Source organism: Paenibacillus silvae (assembly GCF_014639235.1).
In the GTDB taxonomy this organism is placed as follows: Bacteria; Bacillota; Bacilli; order Paenibacillales; family Paenibacillaceae; genus Paenibacillus; species Paenibacillus silvae.
Map to the genome: position 1 here is coordinate 62,641 of NZ_BMFU01000016.1, position 18,945 is coordinate 81,585.

Sequence of the window (18,945 nt, forward strand, 5' to 3'; positions counted from 1 at the left end):
CACAGTCAGATGACGTACCTAAAATATGTGACCTGAAAAGATCAATATCACCCGCATTCACACCAGAATCCAGAAAACGCCTTCATCTGTTGAAACGCTTGCTTGATCAGGCAAAAAGCCCTTTACGTACGGATGTGAAAACGGTATACTTAAAACTAAAGTTATGATTTTGAAATTATGTTTCATCTGATGAAACCATTGAACAAGAACACGGAACGGTGAAGGCCTGTTCTTCATTATGAAATGAACGTTTTCTTCATCTCACCGACACATTTTAAGGAGGTACATGTATGTCAGCCAAGAACCATTTCTCCGCTGCTCGTTCGCTTGAGGTCGGAGGCAAGTCTTACCGCTACTACAGTCTCGATGCTCTTCAGGAAGGCGGCCATGGCGACCTTTCCAAGCTTCCCTTCTCCATTAAAGTGCTGCTTGAAGCAGCCATTCGTCAATTCGACGGACGTGCCATTACCGAAGAACACGTTAAACAACTGACCGGCTGGGCAGATGGCCGTGACAATAATAAGGAAATTCCGTTCATCCCTGCGCGGATCGTACTGCAGGATTTCACAGGTGTACCTGTCGTTGTTGACCTTGCAGCAATGCGTGACACTGTGAAAAAAGCTGGCGGCGATCCAAAACAGATCAATCCGCTCGTTCCCGTTGATCTCGTTATTGACCACTCCGTTATGGTTGATGCCTTCGGAACCAGTGATGCACTGGATTACAACATCAAGGTTGAATTCGAGCGTAACGAAGAGCGTTACCGCTTCCTCCGTTGGGCACAAACGGCATTCAATAACTTCCGTGCTGTTCCACCATCCACAGGGATCGTTCACCAGGTTAACCTGGAGTATCTCGCTTCCGTGGCTGCAACCAAAACGGTTGATGGCGAAACCGTTGTATTCCCGGATTCCCTCGTAGGTACGGACTCCCACACTACCATGATCAACGGTCTCGGCGTTGTTGGCTGGGGTGTAGGTGGTATCGAGGCCGAAGCAGGGATGCTGGGCCAACCGCTTTATTTTGTAACACCGGACGTTATCGGTTTCAAATTGACAGGCAGCCTGAGCGAAGGCGCAACAGCAACTGACCTCGCGCTCACCGTTACTCAAATGCTTCGTAAAAAAGGCGTTGTCGGCAAATTCGTTGAGTTCTATGGACCAGGCCTTGCCAACATCGGCCTTGCTGACCGTGCAACGGTAGCCAACATGGCACCTGAATACGGCGCAACCATCGGTTTCTTCCCGGTAGACAGCGAAACGCTGAACTACCTGCGCAGCACTGGACGTTCCGACGAGCAAGTAGAACTGGTTGAAGCTTATTACAAAGCTCAAGGTATGTTCCGTACAGCGGACACGGTTGATCCGGAATTCACGGATGTTATTGAGCTTGATCTCGGCTCCGTGGTACCAAGCCTTGCAGGACCTAAACGTCCGCAAGACCGCATCGAGCTGACTCAGATGAAAGAAAGCTTCAACAGCATCATCCGTACACCTGTCGACAAAGGCGGATATGGACTGAGCGATGAGAAGATTGAACAAAAAGTGCCAGTGACACACCCTGACGGTTCCACAAGTGAGCTGAAAGCGGGCGCTGTTGTAATCGCGGCAATCACAAGCTGCACGAATACATCCAACCCGAGCGTTATGGTCGGTGCAGGTTTGCTGGCGAAAAAAGCGGTTGAACTCGGCCTGACCAAGCCAGGATATGTGAAAAGCAGCTTGACTCCAGGTTCCCTCGTTGTTACCGAGTATCTGGAAAAAGCAGGTCTGATCCCGTATCTCGACCAACTCGGATTCAACGTTGCCGGTTACGGCTGTGCAACTTGTATCGGTAACTCCGGCCCACTGCCGGATGAAGTTAGCGAGGCGATTGCTGCCAACGATATGACGGTAGCGGCAGTGTTGTCCGGTAACCGTAACTTCGAAGGCCGTGTACACGCTCAGGTTAAAGCCAACTACCTGGCATCTCCGCCACTCGTTGTTGCTTACGCACTTGCAGGTACAGTTGATATCGACTTCGAAACCGATCCAATCGGTCACGACCAAAATAATAAACCTGTATTCCTGAAAGACATCTGGCCGAGCTCCGAAGAGATCAAGGATGCCATCGCAAGCTCCCTGAATGCTCAGATGTTTCGTAATAAATATGAGAATGTATTTACTGCCAACGAGCGTTGGAACAAAATTGCCGTACCGGAAGGCGAGCTGTATGAGTGGGACCCGAACTCCACATACATCCAGAACCCGCCATTCTTCCAAGAGCTTGGCGACAAGCTGAACGATATCTCCGATATCCGCGCTGCACGTGTAATGGCATTGCTGGGTGACTCCGTAACAACGGACCACATCTCACCAGCAGGTAACATTGCTCCGTCCAGTCCGGCTGGAGTATACCTGAAAGAGCATGGCGTTGAGCGCAAAGACTTCAACTCCTACGGTTCACGCCGTGGTAATCATGAAGTGATGATGCGTGGTACGTTCGCCAACATCCGTATCCGTAACCAGGTAGCGCCGGGTACCGAAGGCGGTATTACCAAATACTTGCCAACGGATGAAGAGATGTCCATCTATGATGCTTCCATGAAGTATCAGGCTGAAGGACAGAACCTTATCGTTATCGCAGGTAAAGAATATGGTACAGGAAGCTCCCGTGACTGGGCGGCAAAAGGAACGTTCCTGCTCGGCGTCAAAGCCGTTATCGCAGAAAGCTTCGAGCGGATTCACCGCAGTAACCTGGTGGGCATGGGCGTTATGCCATTGCAATTCCAGGAAGGTCATGGCTGGTCCAGCCTCGGTCTGAACGGACGCGAGACTTTTGACATTACAGGTCTGAGCAATGATGTGAAACCGGGTCAAGAGTTGAAAGTCACTGTAACCCGTGAAGACGGTACACAGTTTGACTTCCCTGTCATCGCTCGTCTGGACAGCATGGTGGACGTAGATTACTATCACAACGGTGGTATCCTGCAAACTGTATTGCGTCAAATGATGAAAAAAGCTTAATACACTTTATCTTTCATGAGATAAAATGACATAGCAAAGCCCCGCTTCATGTGCAGCATGCACGAGGAAGCGGGGCTTTTGTTTGTATTTAGGGGTTAGAGTTTAGGTTGTAAATCTGTGTTTTGGGGGTGTTGGGTTGGGTTGTTTGCTTATCTGCCTGTCGAAGTAGGTTGTGGTTGGTTGTTGGGGAGAAATTTGAGCTTCTCATTGGAATCCGGCTTTCGTTTGTGTAAATCGATGCCGTAGGATTTGCATCAAAAATCGATTCTGATGCCTACCTCTGTATCATCCGGCGGTTCAGGAATGCGATAAATTCCCCTGCATTTTAACTTTTCCACGTTGATCCAGTCCATGAAGTCATCCCCGCCGTAACTGCGAACAAACACCCCATACTCCAGTTCACCATCGAAATTAACGGATTCCATATATTGAGTAAATGGATGTTTCCCTTCAATGCTCTGCAAAAAATCAGAGAATTCGTTTCTCCACTCTTCGATCTGCGCTGCATACTCGTCAGGGACATAATAATAGAAGCCTTCAGGGGTGTAATGCGAAATTTTCATGATCATCTAATATGCCTCCTAGAGTATGATCGTGATTTAATTGCAAACTCATTCTTTAAAAGAATCTCCGAGCATCTCCGATTTTTTTGAATAAGAGGTTAGAGTTTCAAAATAGCCATACCTTCCTTCAGTTGTTCAGAAACAGCAGTATAATATTCAATGGCATCTGCAAGTTCTCGTTCCGTTTTATGTACCAAATAATATGAATACTTCTCCATCAACTCACGCTCGTTAAGCTCAATGGGTAGTCGAATGATCTCATAATAATCTGAACGCTCTGAGTTGGCAAAGAAACGATAACCTCTTTCGGATCGGCCAATATTCATAACCGTTTTGATGACTATTAATTCATCGCGCGTGAAGCTGCGAATCATCGCAGATCTTTTCTTATCCAACTCCAGTATGGCCTGTTCTTTTTCATGCTTATGTTTTGCGTCTACGATCTTACTTTCAATAGCGATGAGTGCTCTCATTCTTCCGGCAAGCTGGTTAGCTAACAAAACCAATATGAAAATCCCCCCTTTCTCTTCTAATGAACAAAAAGATAACTCGCATTCATTAGTTGATGGTGCAGGCGATCTTCTAACGATTCCCAGAAGCCTTATTTAGCCCCAAATGAGCTTTTTAGAATTCTAACGAATCGTAGTAACGCTATTTAAACAAACCAGCCCAATTCCACCCTGTTTCAGCCGGATTTTGGCCAAATAACGTCGCTGTGATTCGTTAGAATTTATAAACCGGCAAAAACAACCAAATAAGCTCTCTCCGATTCGTTAGCAAACGGATCACGCATCCACCATATCGTATCAAGCGCGGGCACTCACCACGCATCCACCACGTCGCATCAAGCACAACATGAGCAGCGCCTCTACCAAGCCGCTCAAGTCTTTCACAACACATAACCTGTACAATCTACCTGCATGATTCAAGTTGCGTTGCTGTTCCATCGCTGTTCCGCTGCACCTCTCCGTTCCTTCGGCAATTCCTGCTGTGCTGCTACGCTGGTCTAATGCACTTGTCGTCCGGTCCTCTGCGGACCTACGAGCAGCATCAGTACCGCGAGCTTATGCACAACACAGTCCATAACAATCCAACCGATGCTCTCCCTCAGACATGACGCTCTTTTACATAGCGCTTTGCTGCCACTCGTGCTTTTCCTCCCGTGAGCATTCTGTACAAGACAAGCGGCACAGTATACACCAGATACCCGATCATTCCACCGAGTGTATTCAGCATCAGATCATCGACGTCAAAGATGCCTATCCCGGTCAGCAGCTGTGTCGCTTCATAACCCAAACTGAGCAGAAATGACAGAAACAGCACGTTGAGCCCAGTAAAAATAGAAGCACGAACCATGCCCGCAATCAAGATGCCAAACGGTATAAAGGCCACAATATTGCCCGCCAGATGGATGGCAGTCCCTGGTCGATGCAGCGAAAGACTGTGCCAGTCTCGTTTGATCTCCTGAAACGGTGTCAGATTGACCGTCCGTGTATGAATCAGGTCGGGTTGATGCAGAAATGCTGTCAGTCTGTCCCATACCCAACCCACATCAACCGCTCCTCCTTTGAACAAAATCAGTTTGGTCAGCAGGTAAAGATAGATCAGCAGGATGACGACCCAACCGATTCGGAACGAATTCGATGGGCTCTTATGCTCCGCCTTATTCCTGCGCTGCTTGTATAGCTTACTTGGGTTATTTGGGTTGCTTGGGTTATTTGGGTTACTTGAATTGATCTGGTTACTTTGTCTGGTTTGTTTGCTCTCACCATATTCATCTTCATACGCATACCCATATTCCCACTCTCGGTGTTTGTACTTGTCGCTCGGCTTGCTCTGTCTCATGCTGTCTCTCCCTCCTCTACCCGGGCTTACGAGCACCGTACATACTATATAAGTTGAACTAAACAAATCACAGTCCACTCCGATAAAAGAATAAGTTTCCAATCGCTGTCATTCCAGATTTCTTTAATTCCCCTTTTAAGGGGAAAATACGATGATAAGCGTATGCTTCCAATGCAGCTTCTTTGCAGTAAATTTTCAGGCACGACCGCTTCACTTATTCAGTTTTTTCTGTCCTCTCCTCTGGCACATTGCTCTACTGATTGTGGCCCTGCAACGGTGATATTGTTTGTAACTCCTGTTACAACCTGCGTTGCCATCGCAGGCGCTGCACAGAACTTATTACAATCACTTCTTAACGGTAACAATAACGCCTTCCATATTGTCACCAGATATATCGTAAGGCTCATTCACTGGCAGATATACCGGGGTATCCTTCGACACCCGATAATAATGGATATGATACGTTTCGCCGTTCAGATCAACGGTGACGTTTTTCTTTTCTTTTAACATCTCCAGATACTCTTCTAACACCATATCATTCTTCGCCATCACTGCACTGTGCGGCATGCCAACATATCTGAAATGCCAGGGCTCATACTGAATCCCCGTCACTTTCACTTTATCCTTGGGATATCGCAAAATAAAACCGTATTTCCACGCATTCTTCTCCAGCCATGCGCCTTCAGGAGCTTCACTCATCGCGGCCAGGCTGGAGCCTACGTCCAGAGACAATCCCAGATTATGCTCGCTGTAGCCAGCAGGCAGTGCGTAGTCCGAACCTTTTTCCCGATACAGCTCGTCCTGCTTCTCAAAATCTCTGTACCCGCTGCTCATCAGAAAATATCGTACATCCTCTGCTCCGGCCGCTTCCACCATCTTCCGAAATCGTTCCGCCACCTCACGGGATAACATCAGTCTCTGATCCATCAATCCGTAACCTTGAACAAGCGCTGCCTCTTCAGCCACATTTACAATATCGGAGCGAACACCCTCCGGCCGAATGGCATGTTTCGAATTCACAAGCACGAGATTACCTTTATGTATTTGCTCTTTCATATCCTCACCCGACACTGCCTTGTAACCAGCATGCTTCTCGTCGTTGTTCAAAATGATAACCGGCTTCTCCTTTTTCTCGCCCAAGACTGCCGGCGCTTGCGCTATGATATATCCAATCAGGATGATACATATCAGAAAGCCCCACTTTTTCATCACTTGCTCCTCCTTCCCATCATACTTCAAGGGTAGACGAAACAATTTAAAGAAAACGCAGGGCAATTATAAAGTTTTTCTTAAATTTCACGAACGGTCTGCTGGAAAGCAGGCAAACGAACCTCAAATCTGGTGCGTACCACATCACTAACAACCGATATGACACCTTCATGCTGTTCCACAATGTTACGCGCAATGAATAATCCGAGACCCGTGCCCCCATCTTGAGATGACCGCGCCCGATCCCCTGTATAATACATGTCAAAAATACGCGGAAGATCGTCAGGATGAATATGCCCGCCATAGTTCGTCACCTGAATAACGACCTGGCCCTCTTCCAGATATCCGTTGATGTCCACATACATGCCGTCCTTGCCATGCCGCGCAGCGTTAATCAGCAAATTCTCGAACACGCGGGCGAGCAGCTCTCCGTCTCCGAATACGGTAAGATCGTTCTCCATATGTAAACGGGTAACCAGATGATTTTTTTCGAAAACAGGATAGAGCTCCTCATTCAGCTGCTTTAACAGCTCGCTCAGGTCCAGCCGCGTTTGATGCACAGGCAGCCTGCCGTAGTTCATACGTGTAATCTCAAACAGATCATCAATCAGCTTCTCCAGCCTCTGGGACTTCGCAAACGCAATCGCGGTAAAGTGCCTTACCTGCTCCTCCGTCAACTGATCATCCTTCATTAGCAGATCCAGATAACCCAGCACGGAGGTCAGCGGTGTCCGCAAATCATGTGCCAGATTCACAACGAGTTGATCCTTGCTGCTCTCTGCAAAATCACCACGTTCCACCGCTTCGCGCAGTTTCTGACTCGCCAGATTTACACTCTCCGCAAGTGCACCCAATTCGTCTTTGGCTACAATCTGCACCTGATGATCAAAATCTCCGTTAGCCATATGATTAATGCCGACAGAAATCTCTTTGAAATAGGTTACGTACGGCTTCGTAAACAAGTAGAAAAATAAAATCGCAAGCGGGATAAACAGGATCATAAACACATAAATATCCCCGATGCTTCTCATGATATGACGATACTCCGCTAGCTGATCCTCTGCCCTCACACCCATATAGTACATCTGCAGCAGCTTATACACGATAAACGTTACCACGCCAGAAGCGAGCATGCTCAGACCAAGCAGCATAATCATCGTTGTGCGAAAGCTTCTCCGTTTAGTCATTGAACGTGTACCCCACGCCCCAGATCGTTTTGATAAACTTGTTCTTGTCTATGTCTTCTCCCAGCTTCCTGCGCAGTGTGCGAATATGCACCATGACGGTATTGCCGCTTTCGAAATAAGCCTCGCCCCACACCTTTTCAAAAATACTCTCTGCGCTGAACACCTGTTTCGGATTGCTTGCAAGCAGCACCAGAATATCAAATTCCTTCGGTGTTAATTCCAGCGGTTTACCGTAAAGCGTCACGCTATGCTGGTCTGGCACAATGACAAGACCGCCTTTTTCAAGTATGGGGCGCTGCGCCGCCGCTGTGGACTGGCTGAATTGCAGGAAACGCCGCAATTGAGAATTCACGCGAGCGACAAGCTCCATCGGATTAAACGGTTTGGTCATATAATCATCGGCACCCATCACGAGCCCCGTAATTTTATCCATATCCGAAGTTTTGGCACTCAGAAAAATGATTGGAAAATGATGCTGCTCCCGTATTTTACGTGTCAATTCATACCCGTCCATGCCCGGCATCATAATGTCCAGAACAGCCAGATCAATCGCCTGTGTCTGAACTGCTTGCAACGCAGACTGTCCGTCTGATGCCGTGACGGTGTGATATCCTTCTTTTTCCAAATGCAAAGCAACGAGATCCGCAATCTCTATTTCATCGTCCGCAATCAGAATCGTAATTCGCTTCATTGCTTATTTCACTCCTATATGGGATGCTGGGCATATAATACCTATGAATCTAACAGATAACGACCAGATAAACAATTAAAGCAAGGCTATTTAAGTTAGACAAATGTTTTACACAGTCCACTCCGATGACAGAATAACCTTCCGATCGCTGTTATCCCCAGATTTTTTTGATTCCCTTCTCTAATGGGGAAAATCCGGTGATAAAGGCGAACGCTTTGCTTCTCCAGGTTTTTTCTGTCCTCTCCGTTCAAGTGTAAAAAATAGTTCAACACATATAGACCCATATATGAAAGGAAACCAAACTATGAAACTGGAGCGTTTGTTAGCCATCGTGGTGCTGCTCATTAACCGCGGGCGTTTGCAGGCGAAAGAACTGGCCGACATGTTTGAAGTATCCGTTCGCACGATCTATCGGGACATCGACACACTGGGCCAAGCCGGCATCCCGGTCGTGACGTATCAGGGAGCAAGCGGCGGAATCGGACTTACCGAAGGTTATCGTCTGGATCGCAACCTGTTGACGGATAAAGACCTCGTGTCCATCGTCACCGCGCTGCGCAGTATCTCCACCTCGCACACGAATACTGCAAGAGAGTTACTGGTTGAGAAGCTGAGCAGTATCGTACCCGAAGCTAAAAATGAAGATTTTCAAGCCAGCACTCACCGCTTCATCGTGGATTATTCCACATGGACACATCCCGAAGCGCTGCAGCAGAAATTAAAGGTTATTGATCAGGGCATAGATCAGCTGCAGTGTATTCGTTTTGCCTATTGCAGTGCCGAAGGAGCACAGACCTGCCGGACGGTTGAGCCTCACACCCTTGTACTGAAAAGGCACGCGTGGTACCTGTATGCCTTCTGTCATGAGCGAAATGAATTTCGCATGTTCAAGCTGGTGCGGATGAAGGAGGTCACTCTGGATACACAGCATTTTGAACGGAAGGCCGTTAACCTTCAGGACAGACCTTGGCAGCAGGAATGGAGCCGCCCGGACAATCAGATCGGCATAACGCTGAAATTCCATTCCCGTGTCCGGCATCTGGCGGAAGAATGGTTTGGCATTGAAAATGTACTGCCTGACGGGAACGGGTATTATATCAGTCAGGTTGCTTTCCCGGAAGATAACTGGCTGTATGGCTTTATTCTAGGCTTTGGCGCAGACGTGGAGGTGCTGGAGCCTCTGCATATTCGGGATAACGTCTGCCGCATTGCAGAGCAAATCGTGCAAAATTATAAACTCTCTGTTCAAACCTGACAGACAGCTGTCCAGTTCCTCCCCGTATACTTCAACTATGATCAGATTGAAGCTGTACCTAAACCCGAGGAGGAATGAATGATGAACGTTACGGTATGTCAAAGCTGTGGAATGCCGCTCACCAGTGCCGAACAATTCGGTACGGAGATGGATGGAAGCCCGACCCGTGAATACTGCATTTATTGTTACAAGGATGGCAAGTTTGAGCAGCCAGGTATGTCACTTGAGGGCATGATTGAGATGTGCACCACTATTCTCAAGCAGGAAGGCTTGGACGAAGAATCCGCCCGCTCGATGCTGCGCAACCAGCTGCCTTATCTGAAACGCTGGCAGTCTGCAGGAAGCATAACCCCTACAGATAAAACAGGTTCAGACGCCCCGGCATCTTCGTCAGATGCAGCTGATGCAGCAAACAATGCCTCGTTCTCCAGAGAGCCTGTTCGCTATGTAACCCTGCCTGGCAAAAGACTTGCCGGACTGTCAGCACGTACGACCAACGCAATTGAGATGAGCGGCGAAGGCAGCATCGGTGCGCTTTGGGCGCGTTACTTTGCCTCAGAACATATTCCGGCTCCCGAGGCTGCACGTTATGGCTGTTACTCCGATTACACAGACGGTATTGCCGGTGAATATACCATCCTGGTCGGACATGAGATCGGTGCGGAAGACTCGCTGCCCGAAGGCTTTGATGAGGTCCTGCTGCCTCCTGCGACTTATGCGGTGTTTACATCGAGAACCGGGCCGATGGTTGAGGTGGTCAGTGAATTATGGGGCGCGGTCTGGGCCTGGGAACACCAAAGTGATCGCACGTTTACGGGAGATTTTGAATATTACGATGAACGCAGCCTGGACCCGGGGAATATGCAGGTGGATGTATATATCGCGGTCAAAGAACGCAGATAACACTTGGTTCAGCCTGGAGAAGATCGAACAGAAACGCGGGAAACCATCAAAGCGAATAACAGAATTAAAGAATTGAAGACGTTAAGAGAAGGAACAACAGCTGCCAAGAGGTCTTGGCAGTTTTTTTTACATTTTCCGAGCAGTGTACCCCGACCATAGTACCAAGTTAGTTAGCATATACCATACCTAGTTACTTGGACATATGCCTTAAAAGCAAGCACCATTGACTTCTTTAAAATTAGGACCATTCGCATAACACCTGTTTCCCTGCTCCCATCTTCGCTCTCTCATATCAGGTTCTTTATTCCTGAATTCCCTTAAAACCGTTTACATCCTGCGAATACCGGGTAAAATCACTACATCCGAGTCGGAATTGGTTGTCCATTCCCGCTCTTTCATGTAACAAGTCATATGTACCTATGCGTGAACAAGGTGAATATATTTTATTTTGAAATGACACAACTCACTTCTCAAATACATATGAAATATACAACTCAACATAAATAAATGAATTAAACCAATACAATGATGCATGTCCATCATGCATGTAAGGAGGAACCAAGATGATCCGCATGCCTATTCAGCAAATGATCCCGTATCACCACCAATATCCACGCAACACGGCGACCGCTGCTCCGAAGAAAGAAAATGAGAACACTCAAGGCCTATCCTTCCATGAAATTTTACAGCAAAAAATGGCGAAAAAGAACGTATCCATGAATATGAGATAACGCTTTACATCTGTTCCCCCACTCCCTATACTACGGTAAAAGTGACATTTCAGGCGTGGCTGTGTTTACCTGTGACTCATTCATTGTGTGTTCTGGGCGCGCCTTATCGTCACCTCTACATAAAGGGGATGGCCTATGACCACAATTGCCTGTTTCCACGCACACCACTCCAACATCAGACTGATCGAGCAAGCACTGGCTTCTTATGCTGTAGAACTGGTTCACTATGTGGACCCGGGTCTTGATCGACTCAAGCATGATGAGGACTTCAACAACACTCTTGTTCGGGAAAAAGTAAACCAGACACTGCAATGGATGAGCCGTTGTCATGCCGATGTCATTCTTGTGACGTGCACCTTGTTTGCAGCTGTACTGGAACAAACGCAACCGTTGCCGATTCCGGTAACGGGCATTGATGATTCACTTCTCGCCATGATGAGAAGGCAGCCGAAACGATATTTGCTGGCGTTTACGAATCCTGCGACAGTTGAGCCGACAATGGCCCGGTATCGTGAACATCTGGATCGGCATGGAGCAGAAAAAGACAAGCCCGAGCTTGAATCCGTGCTGCTGCCAGGCCTGTTTGATATGGTCATGCGGGGGGACCAGGACGGCTATCTTGCGGCTTTGGAAGAAGCATTGCACCAGCTAGCCCTTGAACGCAAGGACACCTGCCTGGTAGCCGCCCAGCTCTCCATGGCCCCTGCTGCTGAGCAAGCATCCCTGAGTGCAGGTGTGGCCATCTATACACCACTATCAACGTTGAGCCCGACTCTGGAGCGAGATATCGGCATTAAACAGAAGGTATAAGTGACTATGTAACGCGTTGGTCACGTTGTCATGTGTCATGTGTACCACACCTGTTCCCCTCGTACACACAAACATCTACGTTGCTACACCGTTGCACTAAACAACTGGATTTAGCTAACGTTGTCGATCTATTGTTCAAAAGTAACTTGTTTATGGTGCATATATGGTGCTGCACGTACTCTAAAAAAAGAGCACGCTGCACCATGTGGTGCTTCCAGTACTCATAGTTAACCCACATAGCACACTGGAGCTCCATGTACCCATAAGTAACCTTTACAACGCATGACGTGCTCCATGCTCCATCAGTAACCTTTACAACGCATGACGTGCTCTATGCTCATCAGTAACCTTTATACCGCATGACGTGCTCTATGCTCCATCAGTAACCTTTACACCGCATGCTGCGCTCCATGCAGCCATAATTGACTTAACCTGTCCATGCGGTTCGTCTTTTACATAAATCACCACAGCTACATACATGTACACTTTAAATTTTGGAGGAATGAAATCATGAAACAGCTCGCTGTAGAACCTGGTCAATCCATCGGGGATATCCGGCTTGGCATGACACAGAAGGAAGTTGAACAGACAGACGCCTTCACCTTTGATCCCAAAGTGGAGTATGATGCTCAAGGCAAAGCGCAATTTATTGAGTTTTATGAAAGCGACGAGTTCAAGTGTATACTGGGTGAGCTGGATCTGCTGGGCACGGAAGCCGATACTCTTATTCCGCAGTTGGACAAGATTGCTCCCTATGACCGCGAAGACCCCGAGCTTGGATGCAGTTACCAGTTTGATGAGATAGGCCTGATTCTATGGCGCCCAGTGCCAATGACTCGAGCAGATATGCAGGAGCCCTGGTTTCAGGAGATGCCTCCCGAAAATCAGCAGGACGAGATAAAACATCTCTGCTTCTCCACAGTAGCCGTTTATACTAAAGGATATTATGACTAAATCGCTGGAGTGTCGGCAAGATGGACTGCTGTTGAGTAGAGTTGATGGACAAGACGAACAGATAGTGCAGCAGGTATGTTGGATAGATGTTTGACAGGTAGTTGGCACGGGAGTTAACGGTTGGTAGTTGATACGTAGGAAAGTAGTAGGCCAGTAGCCGAAGTAATTGGTTGGCGATTGATCGGTGGTCACGGTAGGCTAGTAGCTGAAGTAGTTGTTGGACCGTTGATCGGTGGACATGGTAAGTTAGTAGCTGATGTAGTTAGTGGGGCGATTGATCGGTGGACGGAGTAGGCCAGTACCGAAGGCATTGACGGGCCGTTGATCGGTGGACGGAGTAGGCCAGTAAAAGTACGGCTAACGATTCCAGATGACGCTATTTGGTGCTTTTTAGTCCCGTTGGAAATGTAACGATTCCTAGAAACGCTATTTCAGGTTTTCAGGTGTATATTTCTCGTTTTGCGGCGATTTTGGGTGAAATAACGTCGCTGTGATTCGTTAGAAATTTCACAGTGGCAAAAACGGCCAAATAAGGTTTGTAGGATTCGTTAGAATTGGGAGACGAGATTTGGAACCTTACATCGGATATAAAAAGTGACCCGGAGACTCGAGCCTACAGGCCTGAGTCCGGGTCACTTTTTATATTACTGAAACTGCCTTTCGTCCACTCCCACTTCCACTTCTACGATACTATCATGCGACGATACCACGATACTACGCTACCTTCTCGCCTACGAACGCGTCCGGTACTCCTCGGCTTTCGCCTGCATCCCGGCGGCTACAGCCTGCTCTTCGCTCAAGCCACGGTCTGCGGCAAAGGCACGGATGTCCTGCGTGATGCGCATGCTGCAGAACTTCGGCCCGCACATGGAGCAGAAATGTGCCTCTTTCGCCCCTTCTGCGGGCAGCGTCTCGTCGTGATAGGACAGTGCCCGTTCCGGGTCTAGTGACAGGTTAAACTGATCCCGCCAGCGGAACTCGAAGCGTGCCTTCGACAACGCATCATCCCGGCGCTGGGCGCGTGGGTGGCCTTTGGCCAAATCCGCGGCATGGGCAGCTATTTTATAAGCGATAACCCCTTCACGCACATCGTCCTTGTTGGGAAGCCCCAGATGCTCCTTAGGCGTTACGTAGCAGAGCATGGACGTACCGAACCAGCCAATCATCGCCGCTCCGATGGCAGACGTAATGTGATCGTAGCCTGGCGCGATGTCGGTGGTCAGCGGGCCGAGAGTATAGAACGGCGCTTCCTGACAGATTTCCATCTGCAAATCGACGTTTTCCTTGATCTTGTGCATCGGCACATGCCCCGGTCCTTCGATCATCACCTGCACATCATGCTTCCATGCAATCTGCGTTAATTCACCGAGCGTTGCCAGCTCCGCCATCTGTGCCTCGTCATTGGCATCGTAGATACTGCCTGGACGCAGTCCATCCCCCAGAGAGAAGGCCACGTCATACCTTTTCATAATCTCGCAGATTTCCTCAAAATGGGTGTACAAAAAGTTCTCCTGATGATGTGCCAGACACCACGCTGCCATAATCGACCCGCCCCGGGACACGATGCCAGTCATCCGCTTCGCGGTCATCGGAATATAACGCAGCAGCACGCCGGCATGAATCGTAAAGTAATCCACGCCCTGCTCCGCCTGCTCGATCAGTGTGTCCCGGTACAGCTCCCACGTTAGAGCCTCAGCCTCTCCGTTCACCTTCTCCAGCGCCTGATAGAGCGGCACCGTACCAATCGGCACGGGAGAGTTGCGGATAATCCATTCCCGGGTCGTATGAATGTCCTTGCCTGTAGAGAGGTCCATCACCGTATCCGAGCCCCAGCGCACCGCCCAGGTCATCTTCTCCACCTCCTCCTCGATGGAGGAAGATACAGCCGAGTTGCCGATATTCGCATTGATTTTAACGTGAAAATGTCGACCAATCAGCATCGGCTCACTCTCCGGGTGATTGATGTTGGATGGCAGAATTGCCCGCCCGCTTGCCAGCTCCTGCCGTACAAATTCAGGCTCTACGCCTTCACGGATCGCGGCATATTCCATCTCTGGCGTAATGATGCCCTGCCGCGCATAATGCATCTGTGTAACGCAGCGCCCAGCCTGAGCGCGCAGCGGCTGCCCCCGGAATCCGGGGTATTCCTCCGCCCCGGCTCTCCGTCCGCCAGGCTTCAAGCCGTTATCCTCGGGCTTCACCGCCCGGCCTTCATATGCCTCTACATCACCGCGCTCCATAATCCAGTGATTCCGGAGCGCTGGCAGCCCCTTCCGAATATCCATCTGGAAATCGGGATCGGTCATCGGGCCGCTCGTATCGTAGACACGCAGCGGCTCATTATGCTCCACCCCTTGGGGAGTATTCGTGTCATGAAGGGCAATTTCACGCTCCGGTACAGCAATATCCGGCCGTGAGCCCTGAATGTATACTTTGCGGCTGCCGGGGAAGGGCTGAACCCCTTCCGCCGCTCCGGTTTTCTTTTCCACCGGATGACCATCGCGCCCCAATTCCTCTGTTCCGATCTGCTTCCCCGTTTCGTTACCTGTATTCATGTCTCCTGTCTCCTCCTCCGTGATTTTGGCTCCGTGTCGTTTGTACACGAATGTGTCAGCTTTGCATGGCTCACCCACCTGTCCAGAACATCCAGAGCACAGAAGCACAACAGGAATGACCCTGCGCACACAGCCGCATTGATCCAGGAGACATCTTATTATGTACAGGCAGCGTCGAATTCGGGATTGGCTTCACGATGAGTTCAGGTGATTTCACCGCTTTTGTTGTTCGTTGCTCCACCCTGTCGTCTAACCCTGCCTGCATAATCTGCGATCAGATCAAGGATATCACGAAGGCGGACGCTCAACATACGAGGCTCGACTTGCCGCTGTATATAAAAAAGCCGGTTCCGAGGGAACCGACTCATGTCCATCACCATACACGTAAACATAGGCATCTCGCTGCAAAAACAGCATCTGCGCCAGGTTAACGTCTATAGTGTTTGTGGTCAAAAGGCCGATTACTTCCCTACGCTGGTATGATCCAGATCAGGTGCAAAGGGTCCGGAATCTCGTGCGATCCCGTCTCAGTCCGGACAATTCGGACTCCCCCAGTAACGTAAACATATTGCGGCATACACACCGCTGTTCAACTTAAACGATGATGCTCAAACTGGCCCCGCCGGGCCGTCCATTACAGAGTAGCTTAATCTGGTTAGAAATACAACCTTTATATTCCAGAGAATTTGTTTGTTCGGATGGAACTGGAGCAAAAGTCCATTAGCACAAATTCGGTTGGAACAAATATCGAAGTCAACTTCACTCCAACAAAAGTACGCCACCGAATTTACGACAACATAAGTCCCATCTGCGCTGCCGCTTCCTTCAGCACGGGTGCATACTCATGCAGTGTCTCCTGTGAGAGCCGGCTGACCGGGCCGGACACAGAAAGCGCTGCCGCGATGCTGCCCCTGCGATCCATAATCGGTACGGACACCGCAGCCGCTCCAGGCTCACGCTCTTCATAGCTCGTTGCATACCCGCTCTCCCGGATGTCTTCCATCTGCGAAAGATACACGGCCGGGTCGATAAATACGGGCCATTCCGGGCCGTTCATCAGCTCTTCGCGGTCCTCTTCCGTGGCAAATGCCATCAGAACTTTACTGGAGGCTCCTACGGAAAGCGGCAATCTGGCCCCTACAGGCGCAACCCGGCGAATGGCCTGATCACTCTGTACCGCCTGAATCCGAATCCGCTCGCTGCCGTCTCGAAGGTAGAGACTCACCGTTTCACCCAAACGATCCCGAAGCCTCTCCATCGCAGGCAGCAGCAGAATCGCAGGATCATCACTGCGTGACATATGGGCAGACAGCTCCCAGATGCGAATGCCCAGTCGGTACTTCTCCGTGGCCGCATCACGAATGACAAAGCCTTTATCCTCCAGCGTAGCCATCAAGCGATGCACCGTGCTTTTGTGCAGACCGATCTGGCTGGCAATTTCGGTGAGTCCAAGATCGCTGCGCGTGGTAAAACATAGTAATATATCCAGCGCCCGTTCTACAGCCCGGACGGTTAACTTGCGGTCTTCCATGGCATGATGCCCTCCTCATGTTTCATCACATGAAACTTGGTTACATAAATTATATGAGAAACAGTCTCATCTGTAAACCGGAAAGAGTGATAAAGCTGGCGAAAACTTGAAAATAACATGCCATTTTACGCATCTCTCATGCAACTTAATCTCCTGTAAATTTCACACTATGGAAATGTTATCTATACAACTAAAGAACTATATAACAATTGCGTAACAAATGGCGCTAATCAATTGACTTTAACTATATCGGAACATACGATAAAGATAGGAACACATTTAATTAAATCCATGCTAAAGCATGACTTTAGCATCAGGATGTATGCTTGATTTTAAGTAAATAAATAGCTGTTGTTTGCCCGTTGTAATCGTATACTGAATTTCGCTTAACTGAATTGTAAAGGAGGGGCGTGCATGTATTCGACATCCCAGAGCGAAGCCCCGCTGCATACCAAAGTGTCCGATCTGCCCTCTTCGTTGTCACCAAGGCTGATTCGGTTTAAACATATTGTCGTAGCGTTGCTGCTCTCCGTTGTATTTTTCCTGTTGTTTTGTTTTATTGCCTTACACGGTTATATTGCATGGGTGCTTTCGAACCCTACAGTCGCACCTGTTTTCTCGAATCCCATGCAGGCTAAAAACATGAAATACGAGGATATCACCTTCCCGGCAGCAGACGGCAGCCGCACAATGCAGGGCTGGTATATTCCCGCTAGTAATGACTCGGGTAAAACGATTATTTTCAGTCACGGATATGGTGCCAACCGCGAGGAAACCTGGGTGCCGATGTATGATCTGGCCCACTACGCACACCAGCTCGGGTTCAATGTTGTGATGTTTGATTACGGCTTTGCCTCTCAAATCAACAGAGCTGTAGCGACTGGCGGCAAAGCCGAGTCACAGCAGCTGCTTGGTGCTATTCAATTCGCGAAGCAGCGCGGAGCGCAGGAACTGGTCGTATGGGGATTCTCCATGGGAGCAGGCACCGCTTTGCAGACCGGATTGCTGACGAATGAAGTAGATGCCATGATTCTGGACAGCACGTTCCTGCTGGAGCCGGACACGCTCTACCATAACATTCATAATCAGATCAATCTGCCGCGCCAGCCTACACTGGAGATTATGAAGCTGCTCTTCCCTGTGCTGAACGGGACAGGTCTGCAACAGATTCCGTATCAGGAAGTGAAGAAAAAGGACTATTCGTTCCCGATCTTCTTTATCCACGGTACGGAGGATGAGAAGGCTCCTTATCCAATTGCTGAACAGCTTGCCGCCAATCAGACCAATCCATATTCGGAGGAATGGATCGTGAAGGACGCGCATCACGAATTGATTTTCAGGGAGCATCCGAAGGAATATTTACGCCGTGTTTCGACTTTCCTGAGTCATGTGACCAAGACCAGCAGTGACGATGTGCAGCAAACCGCAAGTAATAATGTGCGTTGAGCTACTAATTTATAGATGAACTTTGTTAGCGTGGTCCACGCTGCAAAGCTCAGTGAACGTGTTCAGAGCCCCGAAGGGGCTCTTTTTTGTATACACATAGGACAACACACCCCCGGAATATACTGCCTGAGACAGAGCTATATAAGCTGAACTATTTATTTACACGTAAACGGAGAGGACAGAAAAAACCTGAAAAAGCGAAGCGGTCGCCTGAAAGCTTTCTGAAAGAAAGCTGCATCGGAAGCATACACTTATCACCG

The 18,945-nt window shown here is 48.9% G+C and carries 15 protein-coding genes and 1 riboswitch; of the genes, 7 read left to right on the forward strand and 8 right to left on the reverse strand.

All coding sequences use genetic code 11. From position 1 onward, the window contains the following. The first annotated feature begins 290 nt into the window (after positions 1 to 290). On the forward strand, positions 291 to 3,005 hold the full coding sequence (acnA, locus tag IEW26_RS27250; protein ID WP_188594675.1) for an aconitate hydratase AcnA: 2,715 nt from the start codon (positions 291 to 293) through the stop codon (positions 3,003 to 3,005). Between the two features lie 254 nt (positions 3,006 to 3,259). Here the strand turns inward: acnA and IEW26_RS27255 are convergent, their stop codons facing one another. From IEW26_RS27255 to IEW26_RS27280, 6 genes are all read right to left on the reverse strand, one after another. Continuing rightward, positions 3,260 to 3,574, reverse strand: coding sequence for a hypothetical protein (locus IEW26_RS27255; protein WP_188594676.1), 315 nt, complete (start codon positions 3,572 to 3,574; stop codon positions 3,260 to 3,262). A gap of 92 nt (positions 3,575 to 3,666) precedes the next feature. Then, complete coding sequence (locus IEW26_RS27260; protein ID WP_229730071.1) at positions 3,667 to 4,074, reverse strand: hypothetical protein; 408 nt, start codon at positions 4,072 to 4,074, stop codon at positions 3,667 to 3,669. A gap of 601 nt (positions 4,075 to 4,675) precedes the next feature. After that, positions 4,676 to 5,413 carry a VanZ family protein gene (locus IEW26_RS27265; RefSeq protein ID WP_229730072.1) on the reverse strand — a complete coding sequence of 246 codons (738 nt, stop codon included), beginning with the start codon at positions 5,411 to 5,413 and terminating at the stop codon, positions 4,676 to 4,678. Between the two features lie 345 nt (positions 5,414 to 5,758). After that, positions 5,759 to 6,622 carry a M15 family metallopeptidase gene (locus IEW26_RS27270; protein WP_188594678.1) on the reverse strand — a complete coding sequence of 288 codons (864 nt, stop codon included), beginning with the start codon at positions 6,620 to 6,622 and terminating at the stop codon, positions 5,759 to 5,761. A gap of 80 nt (positions 6,623 to 6,702) precedes the next feature. Next, positions 6,703 to 7,809: a HAMP domain-containing sensor histidine kinase gene (locus tag IEW26_RS27275; protein ID WP_188594679.1), complete on the reverse strand. Its 1,107-nt coding sequence runs from the start codon at positions 7,807 to 7,809 to the stop codon at positions 6,703 to 6,705. Next, complete coding sequence (locus IEW26_RS27280; RefSeq protein WP_188594680.1) at positions 7,802 to 8,500, reverse strand: response regulator transcription factor; 699 nt, start codon at positions 8,498 to 8,500, stop codon at positions 7,802 to 7,804. Before IEW26_RS27280 ends, IEW26_RS27275 begins: the two co-directional genes overlap by 8 nt. A gap of 304 nt (positions 8,501 to 8,804) precedes the next feature. Between IEW26_RS27280 and IEW26_RS27285 the strand changes: the two genes are divergently transcribed. From IEW26_RS27285 to IEW26_RS27305, 5 genes are all read left to right on the forward strand, one after another. Next, complete coding sequence (locus IEW26_RS27285; RefSeq protein ID WP_188594681.1) at positions 8,805 to 9,755, forward strand: helix-turn-helix transcriptional regulator; 951 nt, start codon at positions 8,805 to 8,807, stop codon at positions 9,753 to 9,755. A gap of 78 nt (positions 9,756 to 9,833) precedes the next feature. Then, entirely contained in the window at positions 9,834 to 10,658 is an 825-nt protein-coding gene (locus tag IEW26_RS27290; protein ID WP_229730073.1) for a zinc ribbon domain-containing protein, read from the forward strand. Positions 10,659 to 11,221: 563 nt separating this feature from the next. Then, positions 11,222 to 11,389, forward strand: coding sequence for a hypothetical protein (locus IEW26_RS27295; protein ID WP_161557043.1), 168 nt, complete (start codon positions 11,222 to 11,224; stop codon positions 11,387 to 11,389). A gap of 135 nt (positions 11,390 to 11,524) precedes the next feature. Continuing rightward, positions 11,525 to 12,199: an aspartate/glutamate racemase family protein gene (locus IEW26_RS27300; RefSeq protein ID WP_188594683.1), complete on the forward strand. Its 675-nt coding sequence runs from the start codon at positions 11,525 to 11,527 to the stop codon at positions 12,197 to 12,199. A gap of 510 nt (positions 12,200 to 12,709) precedes the next feature. Then, on the forward strand, positions 12,710 to 13,153 hold the full coding sequence (locus tag IEW26_RS27305; protein WP_188594684.1) for a hypothetical protein: 444 nt from the start codon (positions 12,710 to 12,712) through the stop codon (positions 13,151 to 13,153). 731 nt (positions 13,154 to 13,884) lie between these two features. Here the strand turns inward: IEW26_RS27305 and thiC are convergent. Continuing rightward, on the reverse strand, positions 13,885 to 15,708 hold the full coding sequence (thiC, locus tag IEW26_RS27310) for a phosphomethylpyrimidine synthase ThiC (RefSeq protein WP_229730074.1): 1,824 nt from the start codon (positions 15,706 to 15,708) through the stop codon (positions 13,885 to 13,887). A 449-nt stretch (positions 15,709 to 16,157) separates the two neighbouring features. Continuing rightward, positions 16,158 to 16,271: riboswitch (TPP riboswitch) on the reverse strand. A gap of 224 nt (positions 16,272 to 16,495) precedes the next feature. Then, positions 16,496 to 17,239, reverse strand: a complete 744-nt coding sequence (locus tag IEW26_RS27320) for an IclR family transcriptional regulator (RefSeq protein ID WP_110899147.1) — start codon at positions 17,237 to 17,239, stop codon at positions 16,496 to 16,498. A 414-nt stretch (positions 17,240 to 17,653) separates the two neighbouring features. Between IEW26_RS27320 and IEW26_RS27325 the strand changes: the two genes are divergently transcribed. Beyond that, entirely contained in the window at positions 17,654 to 18,685 is a 1,032-nt protein-coding gene (locus tag IEW26_RS27325; RefSeq protein ID WP_111272139.1) for an alpha/beta hydrolase, read from the forward strand. Positions 18,686 to 18,945 lie beyond the last annotated feature (260 nt).